Below are 18,310 nucleotides of genomic sequence, written 5' to 3'. Positions count from 1 at the left end.
TTCTTGCTTGCTGGTGGTGCTTACGGTGCTGGCTTGCGGTCTTACCTCGCTCGCCGCGAACACGGCGAACCGTGCCTGCGGCCCTCATTTGTCGGGGTGACAGGAATTGAACCTGCGACCCTCCGCTCCCAAAGCGGATGCGCTACCAAGCTGCGCCACACCCCGTCGTACCCACACCATTGAACAGCAACCGATAGTAGCCCCTCATCGGCGCCCCACCGAAGGCGTTCGGCCGAACCTGCGCGGCATGCCGGTTTGGAATCCGGCAGCGGCGTTGGGTACAGTCTTGAAACGCAGGCGACGGAACTGGCGATCCCACGACTGTTGTTTGCACGCCGATGTAGCTCAATGGTAGAGCCCCTGTCTTCCAAACAGGCTACGCGAGTTCGATTCTCGTCATCGGCTCCATCGAGAAGCCCCGCACTGTCAGTGCGGGGCTTTTTCGTGTCCGCGTACCCTGGACGGTGTCCGAATTGTCCGTACGAACCGGGCATGCACCGTCGGCGGAAGGCCCGCAGTGGAAATAGTCCTGATCATTCTCGTCGTCGCCGCAGTGGCCCTACTGGTGCTGCGAAGCAAGAAGAACTCGGCCGCAGCGGCCGAAACCGCGCTGGCCGACGCCAAGGCCGATGCCCGCCAATCGATCGAACGCCTCGGCGGCCAGGTCTACAACCTGATCGGCACCGACACACCGTCCAAGCAGGCCCTGGCCGACGCGTCCGAGCGCAACATCGCCGCCGGTTCGCAGATCGACCAGGCCACTACCCCCGAACAGGCTCGACTGGCCAAGCAGACAGCGCTCGAGGGGCTCTACTACATCCGCGCCGCGCGCCTGGCGATGGGAATGGACCCGGGCCCGGAGGTGCAGGGCATCGACGGCCAACAGCAGGCGGGTCGAGTCACCGAGGATCGCAAGGTCGACTTCGAGGGCCGTGAGATCGCGGCGTCACCGGATCCGTCCGATCGCACCCCGAACTACTACCCGGGTGGCCGAGTCGCGGGCCGACCGGTGCCCGCAGGCTGGTACTCCGAGCCGTGGTGGCGGCCGGCCCTGGTCGCCGGCGCATGGGGAATGGGCTCGATGTTCCTGTTCTCGGCCATGTTCTCCGGCATGGCCGGAGTGCCCGACGAAACCGCAGCCGGCGGAGATGTGGGAGCGGACGGCTCCGGCGATGGATCCGCAAGCGACGACTACAACGGTGACGGTTCCGGCGGTGACGACTACAGCGGCGGCGACTACAGCGGCGGGGACGATATCGGCGGAATGGACTTCGGGTTCTAGGTCGCCTGACACACGGGGCACCAGAACAGGTTTCGCGCCTGCATCACCGAGTGCAGGATGTCTGCTCCGCACACCCGGCAGGGATATCCCTGCCTGCGGTAGACGTACGAGCGTGGCCGTCGTGCACCGTAGGTGTCGCCGTGATCGTCCTCGGGCCGAATGGTGATGATGCGACCGCGTCGAACACCGATCTTCATCAGCTCGACGAGGTCGAACCAGATCGCGTCCCACTCGGATCGGTCGAGGTCTTTGCCCGGTCGCATCGGGTTGATCTCGTGGCGGAACAGAATCTCGGCGCGGTAGACGTTTCCGACACCGGCCAACACTTTCTGATCCATCAGCAAAGTGCCGATTGCTGTGCGCGACTTGGAGATTCGCGCCCATGCCCCATCCGGGTCGGCGTCCTTGCGCAGCGGGTCCGGCCCCAGGCGCGCCACCAGGGCGTCGACCTGCTCCTCTGTGTAGATCTCACAGGCCGTGGGTCCGCGCAGATCGGCACCGTACGTCTCCCCCACCATGCGCAGCCGCACGGCACCCACCGGATCGTTCAGCGGCACAGCCTGTTCGGTGAACTTTCCGTACAGGCCGAGATGGATGTGCACGATCAGATCGGACTCGTATCGGTGCAGCAGGTGCTTGCCCCAGGCCTCGGCCTTCTCCAGTACGAGACCGTCGATCAGCGCGGCACCGGAAGTGAAGCGCCCCTGTGGGCTGCTTGCCTGGACCGGTGCCCCGCCGAACCGTCGTTGATGCAACCGAGCCAGTCGGTGCAGGGTGTGCCCCTCGGGCACCTACTCGGGCTTTCCCGGCACGACGGGTGCCTCGCCGCTGCGCTCGTACTCGGACAGGATGTCGATGCGGCGCTGGTGGCGCTCCTCGCCCGAGAACGGAGTCCCGAGGAAGGCGTCGACGATGGCGAGTGCTTCGGGGAGGGTGTGCATGCGGCCACCGATACCGATGAGCTGGGCGTCGTTGTGCTCGCGGGCCAGCTTGGCGGTCTCGACGCTCCACGCCAGCGCGCAGCGTGCGCCCGGCACCTTGTTGGCGGCGATCTGTTCGCCGTTTCCGGAACCGCCGAGCACAAGGCCGCGGCTGCCCGGGTCGGCGATGACGCGGCGTGCTGCGTCGATGCAGAATGCCGGGTAGTCGTCGACGGGGTCGTAGTCGAAGGCACCGCAGTCGACGGGCTCGTGCCCGGTCGCCGTCAGGTGTTCGATGATCTGATTCTTGAACTCGAGGCCGGCGTGGTCGGCACCCAGGTATACGCGCATGCCTAGAGTCTGACAGGTGAACTCCGAAGCCGAGAAATTCGCCGGTGTGGACGGCGCGAAAGGCGCGTGGGTGGTCGCGTTCGTCACCGGGACGACCGTTACGTGGACCGAGTGCGCGTCGGTGACGGAGGTGCTCGAGGAGACACGGGACTGCGCACGGGTGGGCGTGGACATGTCACTGTCGTTGCCCGAGCGCGGCTATCGCGTCAGCGAGCTGGAGGCCAAGACGTTCCTGGGCCCGGCACGCAGCTCGATATTCCACACACCCGTCGTCGACGTACTCGACGCCGCGTCGTACGACCAGGCGTGTTCGATCTCGCGGGCGATCACCGGCAAAGCCATCAGTAAGCAGACGTGGCACATCCTGCCGTCCGTGAAGGCGTGGCGGGATGCAAACTTCGACCCGCACAAGTACGTCGAAGTACATCCCGAATGCTCGTTCCGGGTCATGTCACCGACGACGGTCTTCTCGTCGAAGAAGACCGGCCGCGGAGTCGGACAACGGCTCGCCACCCTGATGCGGTGGAGCGAACACGTCGGCCTGGACGATCTACCGCTCGGACCCGCCGTCGACGACTTCCTCGACGCAGCCGCGGCGGCGTGGTCGGCGCGACGCTTCCACATCGGCGAGCACCGAGTGTTCGGCACCGCCGACCCGTCGGATCGGATCGTCGCCTAGCTGTATCAACCCGCGCCCTCGTGCGCCAAACTTGCACTCCTACCACAACATTCGACGCACGAGGGGTAGCACGATCAGTCGAACTGCGGATCCTCGTTGCGGCTGCGCTTGAGCTCGAAGAAGTGCGGGTACGACGCGAAGATCACCGATGCGTCCCAGAGTTTGCCTGCCTCTTCGCCCCGCGGGATTCGGGAGAGCACAGGGCCGAAGAAGGCCACGCCGTTGACGTGGATGGTCGGGGTGCCCACGTCGGGTCCGACCTTGTCCATGCCTGCGTGATGACTGGTCCGCAGGTCCTCGTCGTAGTCGGTGCTCTCGGCGGCCTTCGCGAGGTCACCGGGCAGGTCCAGTTCGGCCAACGACTCCGCGATCACGACGTCGAAATCCTTGTTGCCCTCGTTGTGGATTCGCGTTCCCATGGCCGCGTACAGCGGGTCGAGGATCTCGTCACCTTTCAGCTTGGCTGCGGCGATCGCCACGCGGACCGGCCCCCAGGCCTTCTTCATCATTGCGGCGTACTCCTCGGGCAGATCGCGGCCCTCGTTGAGCACTGCCAGGCTCATGACGTGGAAGTTCACGTCGATGTCTCGCACCTGCTGCACCTCGAGAATCCACCGCGAGGTGATCCAGCACCACGGGCACAGTGGGTCGAACCAAAAATCCGCGGTGTCTTTCTGTCCTGAACCGGCCACTGTCCTACTCCTTGGAAGTCGAGGTCAACGTCTCTTCATTGCGTAACAACCGCCCACCGCGCAGACATTCCGCACGGCCCGTCGGCCAGCGCGGGGTACGCGTGACGTGATGGGATGGAAGGCACTATCCATAACTACACGAAGAGGTGTCGACTGAAGTGGTTGCTCCCAACCTGACGCGTGACCAAGCCTCCGAGCGTTCGGCGATCATCGGGGAAACGAAGTACGCGATCGTTCTCGATCTCACCGACGGCGAGGGCAATCCGGGCGAGAAGACCTTCCGCTCGCTCACCACCATCACGTTCGCGGCCACCGCCGGGGCGTCGACTTTCGTCGACGTCATCGCGAGCACGATCCGCTCCGCGACGCTCAACGGCACCGATCTCGATATTGCGAACTACGACGAGTCGACGGGCATCGCTCTCGAGAATCTCGCCGAACACAACGAGCTCGTGATCGACGCGGACTGCATCTACTCGCACACCGGCGAGGGCCTGCACCGATTCGTCGACCCGTCCGACGGTTCGGTGTACCTGTACTCGCAGTTCGAGACCGCCGACGCCAAGCGCATGTTCGCCTGCTTCGATCAGCCCGATCTCAAGGCCACCTTCGACCTGAAGGTCACCGCACCCGAGAGCTGGACCGTCATCTCCAATGTCGCGCACGGCGCCGAGCCTGCAGCGGGCGAGCACGTGTTCGACACGACCCCGTTGATGAGCACGTACCTCGTCGCGCTGATCGCCGGACCGTACGCGGAGTGGACCGACTCGTTCACCGACGACCACGGCACCATTCCCCTCGGAATCTATTGCCGCGCATCACTTGCCGAGCACATGGACGCGGAACGCCTGTTCACCGAGACCAAGCAGGGCTTCGGTTTCTACCACGAGAACTTCGGCACTCCCTACGCCTTCGGCAAGTACGACCAGCTCTTCGTTCCCGAGTTCAATGCCGGTGCCATGGAGAACGCGGGTGCCGTCACGTTCCTGGAGGACTACGTCTTCCGCTCCAAGGTGACGCGCTACTCCTACGAGCGTCGCGCCGAGACCGTGCTGCACGAGATGGCACACATGTGGTTCGGCGACCTGGTGACCATGACGTGGTGGGACGACCTGTGGCTCAACGAGTCGTTCGCGACGTTCGCGTCGGTGCTGTGCCAATCCGAGGCAACCGAATACACCAACGCGTGGACCACCTTCGCCAACGTCGAGAAGGCCTGGGCCTACCGACAGGACCAGTTGCCGTCGACGCACCCCATCGCCGCCGACATTCCCGATCTCGCGGCGGTGGAGGTCAACTTCGACGGCATCACCTACGCCAAGGGCGCGAGTGTGCTCAAGCAACTGGTGGCCTACGTCGGTAAGGAGGACTTCCTCGCCGGGTTGCGCGCGTACTTCGTCGATCATGCCTTCGCCAACGCCACGTTCTCGGATCTGCTTGCCGCTCTGGAGAAGTCGTCGGGACGCGATCTCTCCGATTGGGGCGCGCAGTGGCTGCGCACCACCGGCCTGAACACGCTGAGCCCGGATTTCGACGTCGACGCCGACGGCAAGTTCACCCGCTTCTCCGTGCTGCAGACCGGAGCTGCCCCGGGTGCAGGCGAGCATCGCGTGCACCGCATCGCGGTCGGCATCTACGACGACGTCGACGGCAAACTGGTGCGCACGGACCGCGTCGAACTCGACCTCGACGCTGCCGAGTCGACGAATGTCGACGCGCTGGTGGGCGTTTCGCGCGGCAAGCTCGTCCTGGTCAACGACGACGACCTGACGTACTGTGCGGTCCGACTCGACCCGGATTCGCTCGACGTCCTCCTCTCTCGAATCGGCGACATCGCCGAGCCACTCCCCCGCACCCTTGCGTGGTCGGCCGCCTGGGAGATGACCCGGTCCGCGGAGATGAAGGCACGAGACTTCGTGGCCCTCGTCCAGCGCGGAATCGGCGGTGAGACGGAAGTGGGTGTGGTGCAACGCCTTCTGCTGCAAGCCCAGACCGCCATCTCCAGCTACGCCGATCCGGCATGGGCAACCGAGCACGGTACGCCCGAGTTCGCCGATGCGCTGCTCGAGTTGGCGCGCGGTGCCGAAGCAGGCTCGGATCACCAGCTGGCCTTCGTCAATGCTCTCACCGGCACCGAACTCGGTGACCGTCACACAGACGTGTTGAAGGCTCTGCTCGACGGTGATGTCGAGGGGCAGTCTCTGGCCGGTCTCGATGTGGATACCGATCTGCGCTGGCGCATCGTCACGGCGCTGGCCGGTGCCGGTGCGATCGACGCCGACGGCTCGGACTCACCGGTGATCGACGCCGAGGCGGGCAGAGACAACACTGCCGCCGGAGCTCGGTCGGCAGCGGCGGCACGAGCCGCTCGGCCCAGCGCAGAGGTCAAGGAGCAGGCCTGGACGACAGTGGTCGACGACGACGCCGTTCCCAACATCACCGCGCGCTCGATCATCGGCGGCTTCGCAGGCCCAGGTCAGGGCGAGCTGCTCGAACCGTATGTCGCCCGCTACTTCGACGCCATCGAAGGTGTCTGGTCTCGTCGATCGAGCGAGGTCGCGCAGACCGTGGTGATCGGGCTGTACCCGTCCTGGTCGATCAGTGAGCAGTCGCTGGCCGCCGCGGACGGGTTCCTGGACGGCGATCTGCCGCCCGCACTTCGACGGTTGGTGATCGAGGGCAGGGCAGGCGTCGTCCGCGCTCTCGCTGCGCGGGAGTTCGACGCGAGCTGATCTCGACGGCACCTACGACGAGGGCCGGTTGCTTTACCAGGAGGTGAAGCAACCGGCCCTCATCGTAGGTGCGCGGTCCGGAGCCGAAGCCCTACGGGCTGAGGATGGACGCGGCCATCACCCGAACGGATGCGACCAGACCGTCGATGAGGTTGCCGTCGCGGAACGGGCCGAGCGCGGCGGTGACACCCAACTGTGCAACCCGGTCGGTGGCTCGGTTGGACACTCGCTTGCCGGTGCGGATCTCGAGGGCATGCCGATTGGGGTCGACGGCGATCAGGACCGAGCGGATGGCATCGGGTGTGCCCGGAAACACCGAATCTGCACCCGCGGCAGGATCGACGCCGAGATCACCGATGTAGACGTTGAACCGGATCTTGGTCTGCCGGATCGCCTGCGTCAGTGCGTCGTCGAGCGCAACCAGATCCTGCGTCGCGAACGGCAGGTGCTCGGGATTGGTCGTCCCGAACTCGTGAGCAGCCGAGACGCGGCCGCTCGCGGTGAGCGCAGCACCGAAGGGCAGGTCTTCTTCTCTGACGTCACTGCGGACGAGTTCACCACTTGCCACTTGCAGAACCTCCGATCGAATCGGCTGTGTCGGCGTCGTGCGAACCGTGGCCTCCGAAGGGAGTCACCTCGTCCGTAGCACTCCACAGCAATGGCTCGCGCGTCCACTCGTCCGTCAGTCGGTAGGGGGGAACGTCCATACCGGGCTGCTTGTCGGTCAAGAAGGACAACGCGCCGATGAGTCCGATCACCGCAACCGGAATCACCCCGAATATCAGCGTGGTCTCAAAAATGCTCACAGGGTGTGACGTTAGTCGACAATTGCGCGTCGGACCACGTCGGGGCCGGTGTTGTGACCCAATTGTGCAGACGCGCCCGCGTCAGGCAGCGCCCTCACCGAGATACGCGAGCCAACTGGGGTCCAGCTCTTTCGTCGTCGCCAGCAGTCGCCAGTGCGGACCCTTCGGCGGCACCAATTGGGCGCGCAACGTCCAACCGATCTCACTGAGCAGCTTGTCCGCCTTGCGATGGTTGCACGAGGCGCAGCAGGCGACGCAGTTCTCCCACGAGTGGCCACCGCCACGGCTGCGCGGCACCACGTGGTCGACGGTCTCGGCCTTGCTTCCGCAGTACGCGCACCGAAACCGGTCGCGGTGCATCAGCGCTGCGCGCGTCATGGGCACTCGCGCTCGGTACGGAACACGGACGAACGTCCGCAACCTGATCACCGACGGCACCTGGACCGAGAAGTCGGCGGAGCGAATGAATGGTCCTCCCGGATCGTCGTGCACCACGTCGGCTTTCCCGCAAACGAGAAGAACCACCGCCCGGCGCATGGGAAGCGCGGTCAGTGGTTCGAAGGTGGCATTGAGGAGCAGCACACGGCGCTTGACCCACGCCGGTACGGCGTCGTCGCCCGTGGCACTGTGGGCCGTCGGCACCACACGCAGCGGAGAAGCCCCCGAGGCCGTCTCACGCTGGTCGTGCGTGGTGCGGCCCTCAGTGGGCGGGAGTTGTCGATGGCGGTGTTGCGAGTTCTTCATGCGTTACTCCAGAGACAGTTGGCGCCCGCGCATGGCTTGCGTGGAACACGAGTCACAGTGGAACACGAATGCACCGTCCACGCACAGCCTTTTTCTCGGCATTTTCTGTTGCCGATCGGTGAACATTTCGCGTCCTCGCGTTCACGATCGACGATCGACGGCTCCATGCGCTGCGTGACTGGCAAGATTTCTGCGTCTCCGTAGACTTTTCGGGTGTCCGTATCAACCTTCCTGTCCGCATCGTCCCTTCCCGAACCGTCGCTGTTGCGAGATCTCGACACCCGAGCTTTCGAGCTGACGGAGACCGGACGCGACTGGTTGGTCGATCGTCCGCTGCAGGCTCTGGGCTATCTGGCCCTCGCCATCGTGCTGCGCCTCGTCCTGCACAAACTGATCGACCGATTCACCCGCAACAACGTCGGGAAGGCTCCGACGCTGCTGCGTCCGCTCCGCGACCGGTCGTCGAGCACCGTCAAGGGCGCGATTCTCAACGAGCGACGCAAACAGCGGGCCAACACGATCGGCTCGGTGCTCAAGTCGGCCGTCTCGGTCATGATTCTCACGTGGTTCGTGCTCTCGGTGCTCGATGTCGTGGGAGTCAATGTCGCTCCGTTCATCGCCTCGGCCGGAATCGTCGGTGTCGCGTTGGGCTTCGGTGCTCAGAACCTGGTCCGCGACTTCCTGTCGGGCATCTTCATGCTCCTCGAGGATCAGTACGGAGTAGGCGACGTCGTCGACCTCGGTGAAGCGACCGGCACGGTCGAGAGCGTGGGGCTTCGCGTCACGACGATAAGGGATGTCAACGGCACGGTCTGGTACTGCCGCAACGGCGAGGTGCTGCGCGTGGGCAACATGAGTCAGGGCTTCGCGGTCGCCGTTCTCGATCTGCCCGTGTCGCACACGGCCAACATCGACGAGGCCCGCGCAGTCGCCGAACGCACCACACTGGCGGTGGTGGAGTCGAAGGACTTCGCCAGCGACATCCTCGAGCCGCCCGAGATGCTCGGAGTCAACGCGGTCAGCGCCGACACGGTCACCATCCGTATCACGATCAAGACCCGCCCCGGACGCCAATGGGCCGTACAGCGACGACTCCACCAGGAGATACTCCAGGCATTCGACGATGCCGACATCAAGGCACCGTACGCACTGGGCCGTCCGGGTGGGGTTGCGGTCGAACGCAGCAGCTGAGGGACAATGAACGTGACCGACGCCGACCAGGATCGAACAGAGAGAGTGTGATGACCGAACCGCAGCAGACGTTCTACGACGCGGTAGGCGGTGCCGAGACGTTCCGGTCACTCACGGCGAAGTTCTACGAGGAAGTCGCCAAGGACGAGATAGTGCGACCGTTGTATCCCGAGGAGGATCTCGCACCGGCCGAACGGCGGATGCGGATGTTTCTCGAGCAGTACTGGGGCGGTCCGCGGACGTATTCCGACGAGCGCGGTCATCCTCGATTGAGGATGCGCCACAACCCGTTTCGGATCGGACCGATGGAGCGAGACGCGTGGCTTCGTTGCATGCACATCGCGATCGCGTCGATAGGCACCGAGGTCATGGACTCCGCACACCGAGCCCAGTTGATCGACTACATGGAGATGGCCGCCAATTCGATGATGAACTCGGCGATCTGACGGTCCGGAGCGGAGTGGGCTACAGCGATCCGACGCGCTGCGGGCTCTTACCGCCGACGGCGGCCTTGAGCTTCCCCACGCGGGCGCGAACGGAACCGGCCATCTTGAGAGCGAAGCTCACGGGCGCGGGCAGGTGCTGGCGCAGGATGGCGTGCTTGCGTACGTAGTTCTCCACGTGCCACTCCGACCAGGTGCCCGCACGGAACAGTGCGGCATCGCCGGGGAGCAGGGTGCGCGGTGGGTGGTCGTCACTCGAAACGGTCACCGAACCGTCCATGATGTGCACGATCTCGTCGACGGCGAAGTACCAGCGGAAGCGTCCTGCCGTGCAGTCCCACACGTTGGTGGTGGTGGTGCCGTCGATGCTCTTCGACCACTCGGCGAGCCGCGCCTGCGGGTTTCCGTCGAGAATCCAGGCCGGCTCGATAGGGCTGTCGTCGAGTGCGATATCGCCGAGTCGTACGGCTTCGATGGTCGAAGTGATCATGGTTTCCGTCGCGTCCTCACCGTCGGGCGCGGCTTCCGCCGCTACTGGTTTCCAGAGCAGAACATACAACACTTTCCCAACGAACTGACAGGAGTCGGTCATGTGAATGAGCACAAAGCTTTACTGTTGGTTGACCTGTAATCCCGCTTTCCGATCGTGCCCAACGCCCCTGAATCGTTCCGCGGCCGATCGTTTGGCACTATTGCCCCTTGTGACCGATCCGATCGAAGGCTCCGAGCTGTTGTGGTGGCAGGATGCCGTCTTCTACCAGATATATCCCCGTTCGTTCGCGGACTCCAACGGCGACGGCATCGGTGACCTCGACGGAATTCGCGACAAGCTCGGCTATCTCGAGCTACTGGGCATCGACGCAGTCTGGATCGGACCCATCACCCGGTCGCCCATGGCCGATCACGGGTACGACGTGTCCGATCCCCGTGACATCGACCCCCTGTTCGGCAACCTGGAGATCTTCGACGCGTTGATCGACGAAGCTCATGCGCGCGACATCAAGGTCACGATGGATCTGGTGCCCAATCACACCAGCAGCGAGCACCCGTGGTTCCGATCGGCCCTGACGGCAGCGCGCGGGAGTGCCGAGCGAGCCCGCTACATCTTTCGAGACGGACGTGGTGACGACGGTTCGCAGCCACCGAACAACTGGCCGAGCATCTTCGGCGGACCGGCCTGGACTCGCATCACCGAGGCCGACGGCTCCCCCGGCCAGTGGTACCTGCACATCTTCGCGCCCGAACAGCCGGATCTGAACTGGAACAATCCCGAGGTGTTCGACGATTTCGCGCGCACCCTGAGGTTCTGGCTTTCCCGCGGTGTCGACGGCTTCCGACTCGATGTGGCACACGGCATGGCCAAACCGGTGGACCTGGCCGACATGAGTCTCGAACTCAACGCGTTGATGAAGAACGACGACGACGATCCCCGGTTCAACAATCCTCGGGTCCACGACCTGCATCGCCGCATCAGAGCAGTCATGGACGAGTTCCCCCACGCGGTGACCGTGGGCGAGATCTGGGTGCAGGACAATGTGCGCTTCTCCGAGTACATCAGGCCCGACGAGTTGCACCTGGGCTTCAACTTCCGGCTGGCCAGTGTCGATTTCGATGCCGCGACCATCCGCGATGCCATCTCCAATTCCCTTGCCGCAGTAGAACTGGTCGACGGAACTCCCACGTGGACGTTGTCGAACCACGACGTCGAGCGCGAGGTCACCCGGTACGGCGGTGGGGAGCTCGGTCGGGCGCGCTCCCGCGCCATGATCCTGGTGGAATTGGCGCTTCCCGGAACGATTTTCGTGTACAACGGTGCCGAACTCGGGTTGCCCAACGTGCAACTTCCCGACAGTGCGTTGCAGGATCCGGTGTGGGAGCGATCCGGGCACGCCGAGCGTGGCCGCGACGGCTGCCGAGTGCCGATGCCATGGGAGGGGCACACACCGCCGTTCGGGTTCTCCGCCACCGATCGAACCTGGCTGCCGATGCCGCCGGAGTGGGACGGGTACACCGCCGAGGCTCAACTCGAAGACGTCGATTCGATGCTGAGCCTCTACCGGACCGCCTTCGAGCTGCGGGCTCTGCGACCGGAGTTCACCGGCAACGGAATCGATTGGTACGGAGCACCTCCCGGCTGCCTGGCGTTTCGTCGACGCGGCGGCCTGATCTGCGCCTTGAACGCATCGGAGGAATCGATCCCGCTGCCTCCCGGCGAGTTGTTGCTGGCCAGTGCTCCGCTGGTGGACGGCAGGCTTCCGGCGAACGCTGCTGCGTGGCTCGTCTAACGCTCGACGGTGAGCGACAACTGCTGTCCCGCGCGACGAGCGAAGACCGAGCCGTAGCGGGCATCGAGGCGTAGCCAGACCTTCGACACCCGCACACGAACCACCTCGTCGGGCGCGATCCGATCCGGGTCCACGTCGACTGTCATCGGATCGGTGCCACTGTGTGGAACGAAACCCATTGCGGTGAGCGCGAATACCGTTCGCATGGAAATCGAGACGTCGTCGCTGTCGCCCGCGACGTGCAGAACTTCCTGTTCGAGCAACGAACTCGGCGGTCCGTGACTGCTGCCGTGTTCCTTGGCCAGCGCGACGCCCCGTTGCGCGAGCTCCACGAGCACCCTGGCGGGCACATCGTCGACGTGGCCGAATCCGCCGTCCGGCGGCAGGGCACCGCGCCAGGCGGAATCCATCGAGAATCCCGGGTCGATCACACCGTCGACCGCCTGCTGGACTGCCGCGACCAACACGTCGGCACCGGCGCTGGTGTCGTCGGGCACCACGGTTCCGGTGATCACCCGAGCCGCGAGCGCATCGAAACCCGTTGCGGCCCAGCAGGACACACCGCCGCCCGCACGGGTCCGCATACGGATCACCGCAGCTTCGTCCAGACGCAGCGCCCTGGTGCAGAACGTCGCGAGGTTCTCCCGCTCGACCGCATCGGGCACGGTCAGTACGCGCTCATACACGCTGCCAGCTCAGGAGAAACTCACGCTCGGTCGGGGTGAGCCGACGCAACCGCTGCGCATCGATATCGAACGCCGCGATCTGCGTCGACGCCACCACGGCCGCAGGGGTGTCCAGTGAGGCACCGCGGGCCCGCACCTCGTATCCGACGACGAAGTCCACCGCCCGCACGGCGTCGATCCACATGAAGACATCGAGGGGGCCGTCCTCGTGCCGGAGCTGGCCCCGATACTTCACGTGCAGATCCGCGATCACCGCTCCGTGGCGCAGATTCGCCGTCGGCCTCCTGTCCACCAACAGCCAGGGAATCCGTGCCTCTTCGAGGAGCGTGACCATCCGGGCATGGTTGATGTGTTGGTACACGTCCATATCCGACCACCGGACATCGACGGTGGCGTGAAAGCCCACTCGCTGGGTGGCAGGTCGTTTGTCGGACAGATGGGCGTCGGGCACACTCACGTGGTCGTTCCCTCTTCTCGGTCGAGTGTCGGCGGTGTCGGCAGTTGCGATGTGGTGCGGTAGGTCAGGGCACCATGTTGCGGACCTGTCGGGCAGCGACCGATAGGGTGGCCAGGTCGAGGGTTCCCGACTCGGCGATCTCGGTCAACGCCGCACGAGACCTCGCCAGGCGAGACGAGTTGGTCGACTCCCATTCCGCGATCTTCTCCGCGACCGACTCGTCCGGCTCACCGCCCGCCAGTACCGCCTGGGTGATTCCTCGCAACGAGGAATACAGATCGTCGCGAAGCGCCAAGCGCGCCAACGAATGCCAGCGGTCGCCGCGGGCCAGCTTGGACACCGCGGTGAGCAACCAGTCGATGCCGATGTGGGCGTCCAGTGCGAAGTAGAGCTCGGCGACCTCGGCTCCGTCCCGGTCGACGATGTCGGCGATATCGATGATGTCGAGCAGGCAGTACACATCGAGCAATCCGTAGATCCGACGTGCCAGCTCGGCCGGCGCGCCGCGTTCGATCGCCGCAGCCGATCGCGAGTCCAGATCGCTCGCTTGATGCCCGGAGATCCACGTGGACACCGACGGCTGCAGCGCCCGCACCTGACCGGCGTAACGGCTGATCTCGGCTCCGACGGCCAGCGGCTGCGGACGGTTGGCGAGCAACCAGCGCGAGACGCGGTCGAGCATGCGCCGCGACTCGAGCAACAGTTCGGCCGACACTGCAGTCGGCACGTCCGCTGCCCTGATCGAGTTCCACACCTCGTCGAGTCCGAATATCTCGGTGGCGGCAGCGAACGCGCGAATGGCATCGGTGCCGGCCGCACCCGAATCCTCGGTCAATCGGTAGGGGAACGTGATGCCGCCGCAGTCGATGGCCTCGTTGGACAGCGTCGTGGCCACCAGTTGCCGCCGTAGAGGATGCGCGGTGATCGCGTCGGCATACGGCTCGCGCAGCGGCTCGGGGAAATACTTGGGTAGCCGCGGAGCGAAGACGTCGCTGTCGGGAAGTTCGCTGTCGAGCAACTCCGCTTCCAACGCCAACTTCACATGAGCCATCAACGTCGCGAGTTCCGGCGAGGTCAGCCCTCGGCCGTCCTGCTTGCGTTTGCGCAGGTCGGCCTCGGTCGGTAGTGCCTCCAGCTCACGATCGAGCCCTCGGCGCACTTCCAGATCCTCGATCACACGACTGTGCACGGTGACCAGGCTCGGCGCATCGAATCTCGACGTGCCGAGCAGCTCGTTCTGCATGATGTTGTCCCACAACACCAGCCTGCCCACCTCGTCGGTCATCGACGCGAGCAGCTCGTCCCGATCCTCGCGCGCGAGGTTGCCGTTGGTGATGGCCGTTTCCAACAAGATCTTGATGTTGACCTCGTGATCGGAACAGTCGACACCCGCAGAGTTGTCGACGGCATCGGTGTTGATCTTGCCTCCGGCCGCGGCGTATTCGATGCGGCCCAGCGCGGTGGCACCGAGATTGCCGCCCTCCCCCACCACCGCAGCGCGGACGTCGATTCCGTCGACCCTCACCGCGTCGTTGGCCTTGTCGCCGACCTCGGCATTGGTCTCCGTCGACGCCTTGATGTACGTGCCGATTCCACCGTTCCACAGCAGGTCGGCCGGAGCCCGAAGGATTGCGTTCACCAGCTCCGGCGGAGACAGCGCGTCAACGGAATCCCCCAGCCCGAGTGCTGCGCGCGCGGCCGCACTGATCGGGACCGACTTGCGCGTCCGCTCCCACACACCACCGCCCGCACTGATGAGCGAGGTGTCGTAGTCCGCCCACGACGACCGCGGCAGCGCGAACAACCGCTCCCGTTCGGCGAACGAGGACTCACGCTCGGGGTCGGGATCGAGAAAGATGTGCCGATGATCGAAGGCGGCGAGCAGGCGAATGTGCCGGCTGAGCAACATGCCGTTGCCGAACACGTCCCCGCTCATGTCTCCGACGCCGACGACGGTGAAATCCTGGCTCTGCGTGTCGATTCCGAGCTCTCGGAAGTGTCGTTTGACGCTCTCCCACGCGCCCTTGGCAGTGATGCCCATGGCTTTGTGGTCGTAGCCGGCCGAACCACCGGAGGCGAAGGCGTCGCCGAGCCAGAAGCCGTACTTCGCGGCGACGTCATTGGCCATGTCGGAGAATGTCGCGGTCCCCTTGTCCGCGGCGACGACGAGATAGGTGTCGTCTCCGTCGCGGCGTACGACGCCGGTGGGAACCGTCACCGTTCCGGTAGCGCGGTCGAGATTGTCGGTGATGTCGAGCAACCCGGCGATGAACAGTCGGTAGCAGGCCTTGCCTTCCTCGGCATGGGCCTGACGATCTCGATCGGCGTCACCGGTCACGACCGGAGGGCGCTTGACGACGAATCCACCCTTGGCTCCGACCGGCACGATGACGGCGTTCTTGACCATCTGGGCCTTGGCGAGTCCGAGGATTTCGGTCCGGAAGTCCTCACGTCGATCCGACCAGCGCAGTCCGCCACGGGCCACGGCCCCGAACCGCAGGTGCACACCTTCGACGCGGGGCGAGTACACGAAGATCTCGAATTTCGGCTTCGGCTTGGGCAATTCGGCGATCGACTGCGGATCGAACTTGAGCGAGAGGTACTCGCGATGTTCGCCGTCGACTCCCACGACGAAGTAGTTGGTGCGCAAGGTCGCGCGGATCAGCTCGAACATGCTGCGCAGGATTCGGTCGGCGTCGAGACTGACGACCTCGTCGATCAGTTCCCCCAGCTGGGTGCCGATCGACTGCGCGTTCTCCTCCGAGCTCGCCTCGGGATCGAACTGCGCCTCGAACAACCCGACCAGTAACCGGGCAGTGCGCGGATGCGTCAGCAGCACACCTTCGATGTTGAACTGGCTGTAGGGAAAACCGGCCTGGCGCAGGTACTTCGCGTACGCGCGCAACACCACTGCCTGCCGCCAGTGCAGGCCGGCGCGCATGACCAGCTCGTTGAACCGGTCTGCCTCCGCCTGTCCACTCCACACTGCCGCGAACGCGTCGGTGAAGCGGTGCTGCACGCGGCTCTCGCGATCGGCGGTGCCTGCCTCGGACAACTCCGCGTCGATGTCGCCGTCGATTGCCGAGCGCAGCATCTCACGTGAAGCGGAGAGCCCGAAATCGTATATCCAGCAGGACATTCCGTCCGGTCGCACCACGGGGTACGGCCGTTCGTCGTCGACCTCGACGCCGAGGCTCTGCAGGATGGGCAACACCTGAGACAACGAGACGCCCGCGCCGCCGATGTACAGCGAGAAACGCCAGCTGCCCACGGCGGACTGCTCGTTGCGGTAGAGCTGCATGTCGATCGACTCGTCGCCGAGCGCTTCGAGGCGAGCGATGTCGGTCACGGCCCGAGCCGGACTGAAATCCTGCTTGTAGGCCTCGGGGAACGCCTCGGTGTACCGCTGAATCCGCAGCGGGTCGACGGTGCGGTCGAGCGAGACGGCGTCGCCGAGGGAGTCCTCCCAGGTTCTCGTGGTCTCGGTGAGAGCCGCCTCGATCCGGGTGATGTCCTCGGCAGCGAGCTCCGTCGACGCCGTTCCCGGCGCGCGACGGACGGTCACGTGCAACAGAGCCAGGTCCGATTCCGTCACGCGCGCCGTGTAATCGAGAGAGGTACCGCCCAGCTCGCGGAGCAACCGATCCTGAATGGCGAGACGAACACGGGTGGTGTAACGATCTCGCGGCAAGTACACCAGCGCGGAGACGAAGGACCCGCTGGCATCGGGCCGGACGAACAGCTTGACCTTGCGCCGACGGCCCAGTGCCAGAACAGCACTCGCGGTCTCGAACAGCCAGGCTGCCGAGGTGGCGAAGAGTTCCGAGCGCGGCATCGACTGCAGCACTTCCAGCATCGCCTGACCCGAGAACGACCCGAGATCATGGCCGGCCCGGGCGATCACCGAGCGCACCCGACGCTCGATCACCGGAATGTCGAGCACGTTCTCGTGCAGGGCGGTGACGGTGAAGACTCCGACGAAGCGGTGTTCGGCGGAGTTCTCGGCGTCGAGGACACTCACGAAGTAGGGGTAGACGGCGCGGTGCACGGTGGCCGGACTCGCTCCCTGCGTCAGGGCGACGAGATCGCGCCGACCGAGCGGTTCCGGGCCGTCCACGTCGTGCGCCGCGTCGCGCAACACACCGAGGCTGCTCGACTCGTCGCCGGTGGCCGTCCGTGCGCCGTCGACGCCTCCGAGCCGGTACCGGCGGTACCCGAGGAGCGTGTAGTGCCCGTCGCCGAGCCAACGCAGCAACGCGGCTGCGTCGCGATGTTCGACGGCGATGTCGGACTCCGCATCACCGGCCCGCTGGGCCGCAAGGTCGAGGAGATCGGCCACCTCGGCCTGCACCCGACGCATGCGATCGGTGTCGCCGACCACCTGACGCACGTCGGCCAATACCCGGCTCGCCTCCGACTCGACGCGGGCGAGGGCGTCATCGGAGGTGGAGGGATGCAGCTGAACGTGAATCCAGGATTCGCGTCGGCCGTCGGCGGTCAGACCCGTCAGCTCGCCGTCGGCGTCGCGGGCGACCGACAGAATGGGATGAACCACGTCGGTGTACTCGATGCCGAGTCTCGAGAGCAGCGAGATGACCGACTCGACGAGAAGCGGCATGTCGTCGGTGACGATCTGCAGGTAGCTGCCCGCGGCCTGATGGGCGGCCGAACTCGACTCGCTGGGTCGATGGACCGCCACGTTCGCGGTCTCGGGCAGCCGCCGAGCGGCCAACCGAACATGTCGATGGAAGGACGTGGTGTCGGGAGTGTGCGCGGATGCCCCGACTGCCGTCGTGTCCACGTGCTCGAAATACTCGGTACGCAGTGTCGCCAGCTCGGCCAGGAGTCGGTCGTCGAGGCCGTCGGCCCAGTCGTTGTCGGGCAGGTCCAGCGAGCGTGGCATGGTGTTCGAGTACTCCCTCGTGAGGATTTTCCCGACGCCCGCCGATCGCCGGTCGTCGATGACTCCTCGACCTTAGTGTCGAACACCCTGTTACCGCAGTGACCCCGCGGACCCAGCGCGTCAGAACTACTCGACGGCT

16 protein-coding genes and 2 tRNA genes are annotated in these 18,310 nt (G+C 65.2%); 7 read left to right on the top strand and 11 right to left on the bottom strand.

Translation table 11 applies throughout. The features are described 5' to 3' along the window. Nucleotides 1–91 precede the first annotated feature (91 nt). Nucleotides 92–165, bottom strand: a tRNA-Pro gene (locus CH295_RS19225). Between the two features lie 169 nt (nt 166–334). On the opposite strand from CH295_RS19225, the gene CH295_RS19220 reads away from it, so the two are divergent. Together CH295_RS19220 and CH295_RS19215 are read left to right on the top strand one after the other, a co-directional pair. Beyond that, nucleotides 335–408, top strand: a tRNA-Gly gene (locus CH295_RS19220). Between the two features lie 109 nt (nt 409–517). Next, nucleotides 518–1,282, top strand: a complete 765-nt coding sequence (locus CH295_RS19215) for a hypothetical protein (protein ID WP_094741669.1) — start codon at nt 518–520, stop codon at nt 1,280–1,282. Here the strand turns inward: CH295_RS19215 and CH295_RS19210 are convergent. Together CH295_RS19210 and CH295_RS19205 are read right to left on the bottom strand one after the other, a co-directional pair. Next, a complete protein-coding gene (locus CH295_RS19210; RefSeq protein ID WP_037193168.1) occupies nt 1,279–2,073 on the bottom strand; it encodes an Fpg/Nei family DNA glycosylase in 795 nt (264 codons plus the stop codon). The two genes, CH295_RS19215 and CH295_RS19210, sit on opposite strands and share 4 nt — an antisense overlap. Then, a complete protein-coding gene (locus CH295_RS19205) occupies nt 2,074–2,553 on the bottom strand; it encodes a ribose-5-phosphate isomerase (protein WP_094741668.1) in 480 nt (159 codons plus the stop codon). Nucleotides 2,554–2,569: 16 nt separating this feature from the next. Between CH295_RS19205 and CH295_RS19200 the strand changes: the two genes are divergently transcribed. After that, nucleotides 2,570–3,232 (top strand): DUF429 domain-containing protein, encoded by a 663-nt coding sequence (locus tag CH295_RS19200; RefSeq protein WP_094741667.1) that lies wholly within the window; start codon nt 2,570–2,572, stop codon nt 3,230–3,232. A gap of 74 nt (nt 3,233–3,306) precedes the next feature. Here CH295_RS19200 and CH295_RS19195 read toward each other — a convergent pair whose 3' ends face one another. Next, on the bottom strand, nt 3,307–3,924 hold the full coding sequence (locus CH295_RS19195) for a mycothiol-dependent nitroreductase Rv2466c family protein (protein ID WP_037193170.1): 618 nt from the start codon (nt 3,922–3,924) through the stop codon (nt 3,307–3,309). A gap of 158 nt (nt 3,925–4,082) precedes the next feature. Here CH295_RS19195 and pepN point away from each other — a divergent pair, with 158 nt between their 5' ends. Next, the gene (pepN, locus tag CH295_RS19190; protein WP_094741666.1) at nt 4,083–6,656 is read left to right on the top strand and encodes an aminopeptidase N; all 2,574 of its coding nucleotides are present in this window, start codon (nt 4,083–4,085) and stop codon (nt 6,654–6,656) included. Nucleotides 6,657–6,747: 91 nt separating this feature from the next. Here the strand turns inward: pepN and CH295_RS19185 are convergent, their stop codons facing one another. The 3 genes from CH295_RS19185 to CH295_RS19175 all read right to left on the bottom strand — a co-directional run bounded on the left by CH295_RS19185 (nt 6,748) and on the right by CH295_RS19175 (nt 8,206). After that, nucleotides 6,748–7,224, bottom strand: a complete 477-nt coding sequence (locus CH295_RS19185) for a DUF5130 family protein (protein ID WP_037193172.1) — start codon at nt 7,222–7,224, stop codon at nt 6,748–6,750. Beyond that, nucleotides 7,211–7,462, bottom strand: a complete 252-nt coding sequence (gene ctaJ / locus CH295_RS19180) for an aa3-type cytochrome oxidase subunit CtaJ (RefSeq protein WP_037193173.1) — start codon at nt 7,460–7,462, stop codon at nt 7,211–7,213. Before ctaJ ends, CH295_RS19185 begins: the two co-directional genes overlap by 14 nt. 81 nt (nt 7,463–7,543) lie before the next feature. Then, on the bottom strand, nt 7,544–8,206 hold the full coding sequence (locus tag CH295_RS19175; protein ID WP_170945983.1) for an HNH endonuclease: 663 nt from the start codon (nt 8,204–8,206) through the stop codon (nt 7,544–7,546). 261 nt (nt 8,207–8,467) lie between these two features. On the opposite strand from CH295_RS19175, the gene CH295_RS19170 reads away from it, so the two are divergent. Both CH295_RS19170 and CH295_RS19165 read left to right on the top strand, forming a co-directional pair. Further along, nucleotides 8,468–9,397, top strand: a complete 930-nt coding sequence (locus tag CH295_RS19170) for a mechanosensitive ion channel family protein (RefSeq protein ID WP_502694521.1) — start codon at nt 8,468–8,470, stop codon at nt 9,395–9,397. Nucleotides 9,398–9,447: 50 nt separating this feature from the next. After that, the gene (locus tag CH295_RS19165; protein ID WP_037193178.1) at nt 9,448–9,843 is read left to right on the top strand and encodes a globin; all 396 of its coding nucleotides are present in this window, start codon (nt 9,448–9,450) and stop codon (nt 9,841–9,843) included. Between the two features lie 19 nt (nt 9,844–9,862). Here CH295_RS19165 and CH295_RS19160 read toward each other — a convergent pair whose 3' ends face one another. Further along, nucleotides 9,863–10,330 carry a cupin domain-containing protein gene (locus CH295_RS19160; RefSeq protein ID WP_094741833.1) on the bottom strand — a complete coding sequence of 156 codons (468 nt, stop codon included), beginning with the start codon at nt 10,328–10,330 and terminating at the stop codon, nt 9,863–9,865. Between the two features lie 106 nt (nt 10,331–10,436). Here CH295_RS19160 and CH295_RS19155 point away from each other — a divergent pair, with 106 nt between their 5' ends. Then, nucleotides 10,437–12,125 carry a glycoside hydrolase family 13 protein gene (locus tag CH295_RS19155; RefSeq protein WP_502694515.1) on the top strand — a complete coding sequence of 563 codons (1,689 nt, stop codon included), beginning with the start codon at nt 10,437–10,439 and terminating at the stop codon, nt 12,123–12,125. Here the strand turns inward: CH295_RS19155 and CH295_RS19150 are convergent. From CH295_RS19150 to CH295_RS19140, 3 genes are all read right to left on the bottom strand, one after another. Continuing rightward, nucleotides 12,122–12,811 (bottom strand): DUF8185 domain-containing protein, encoded by a 690-nt coding sequence (locus CH295_RS19150; protein WP_037193180.1) that lies wholly within the window; start codon nt 12,809–12,811, stop codon nt 12,122–12,124. The genes CH295_RS19155 and CH295_RS19150 overlap by 4 nt on opposite strands. Continuing rightward, a complete protein-coding gene (locus tag CH295_RS19145) occupies nt 12,804–13,268 on the bottom strand; it encodes an acyl-CoA thioesterase (protein WP_094741664.1) in 465 nt (154 codons plus the stop codon). Before CH295_RS19145 ends, CH295_RS19150 begins: the two co-directional genes overlap by 8 nt. A 64-nt stretch (nt 13,269–13,332) precedes the next feature. Then, nucleotides 13,333–18,171 (bottom strand): NAD-glutamate dehydrogenase, encoded by a 4,839-nt coding sequence (locus CH295_RS19140; protein ID WP_094741663.1) that lies wholly within the window; start codon nt 18,169–18,171, stop codon nt 13,333–13,335. Nucleotides 18,172–18,310 lie beyond the last annotated feature (139 nt).

The sequence above is a fragment of the Rhodococcus sp. 14-2483-1-2 genome (genome assembly GCF_002259405.1).
Lineage (GTDB): Bacteria > Actinomycetota > Actinomycetes > Mycobacteriales > Mycobacteriaceae > Rhodococcoides.
This window is presented reverse-complemented; position numbering and strand designations above follow the sequence as displayed.

What these genes read in the sequence shown, in the direction of transcription:
- CH295_RS19155 (WP_502694515.1), top strand. Translation starts at nt 10,437, where the DNA reads ATGAGCACAAAGCTTTACTGTTGGTTGACCTGTAATCCCGCTTTCCGA.
- CH295_RS19175 (WP_170945983.1), bottom strand. Translation starts at nt 8,206, where the DNA reads ATGAAGAACTCGCAACACCGCCATCGACAACTCCCGCCCACTGAGGGC.
- CH295_RS19165 (WP_037193178.1), top strand. Translation starts at nt 9,448, where the DNA reads ATGACCGAACCGCAGCAGACGTTCTACGACGCGGTAGGCGGTGCCGAG.
- CH295_RS19205 (WP_094741668.1), bottom strand. Translation starts at nt 2,553, where the DNA reads ATGCGCGTATACCTGGGTGCCGACCACGCCGGCCTCGAGTTCAAGAAT.
- CH295_RS19140 (WP_094741663.1), bottom strand. Translation starts at nt 18,171, where the DNA reads ATGCCACGCTCGCTGGACCTGCCCGACAACGACTGGGCCGACGGCCTC.
- CH295_RS19160 (WP_094741833.1), bottom strand. Translation starts at nt 10,330, where the DNA reads ATGATCACTTCGACCATCGAAGCCGTACGACTCGGCGATATCGCACTC.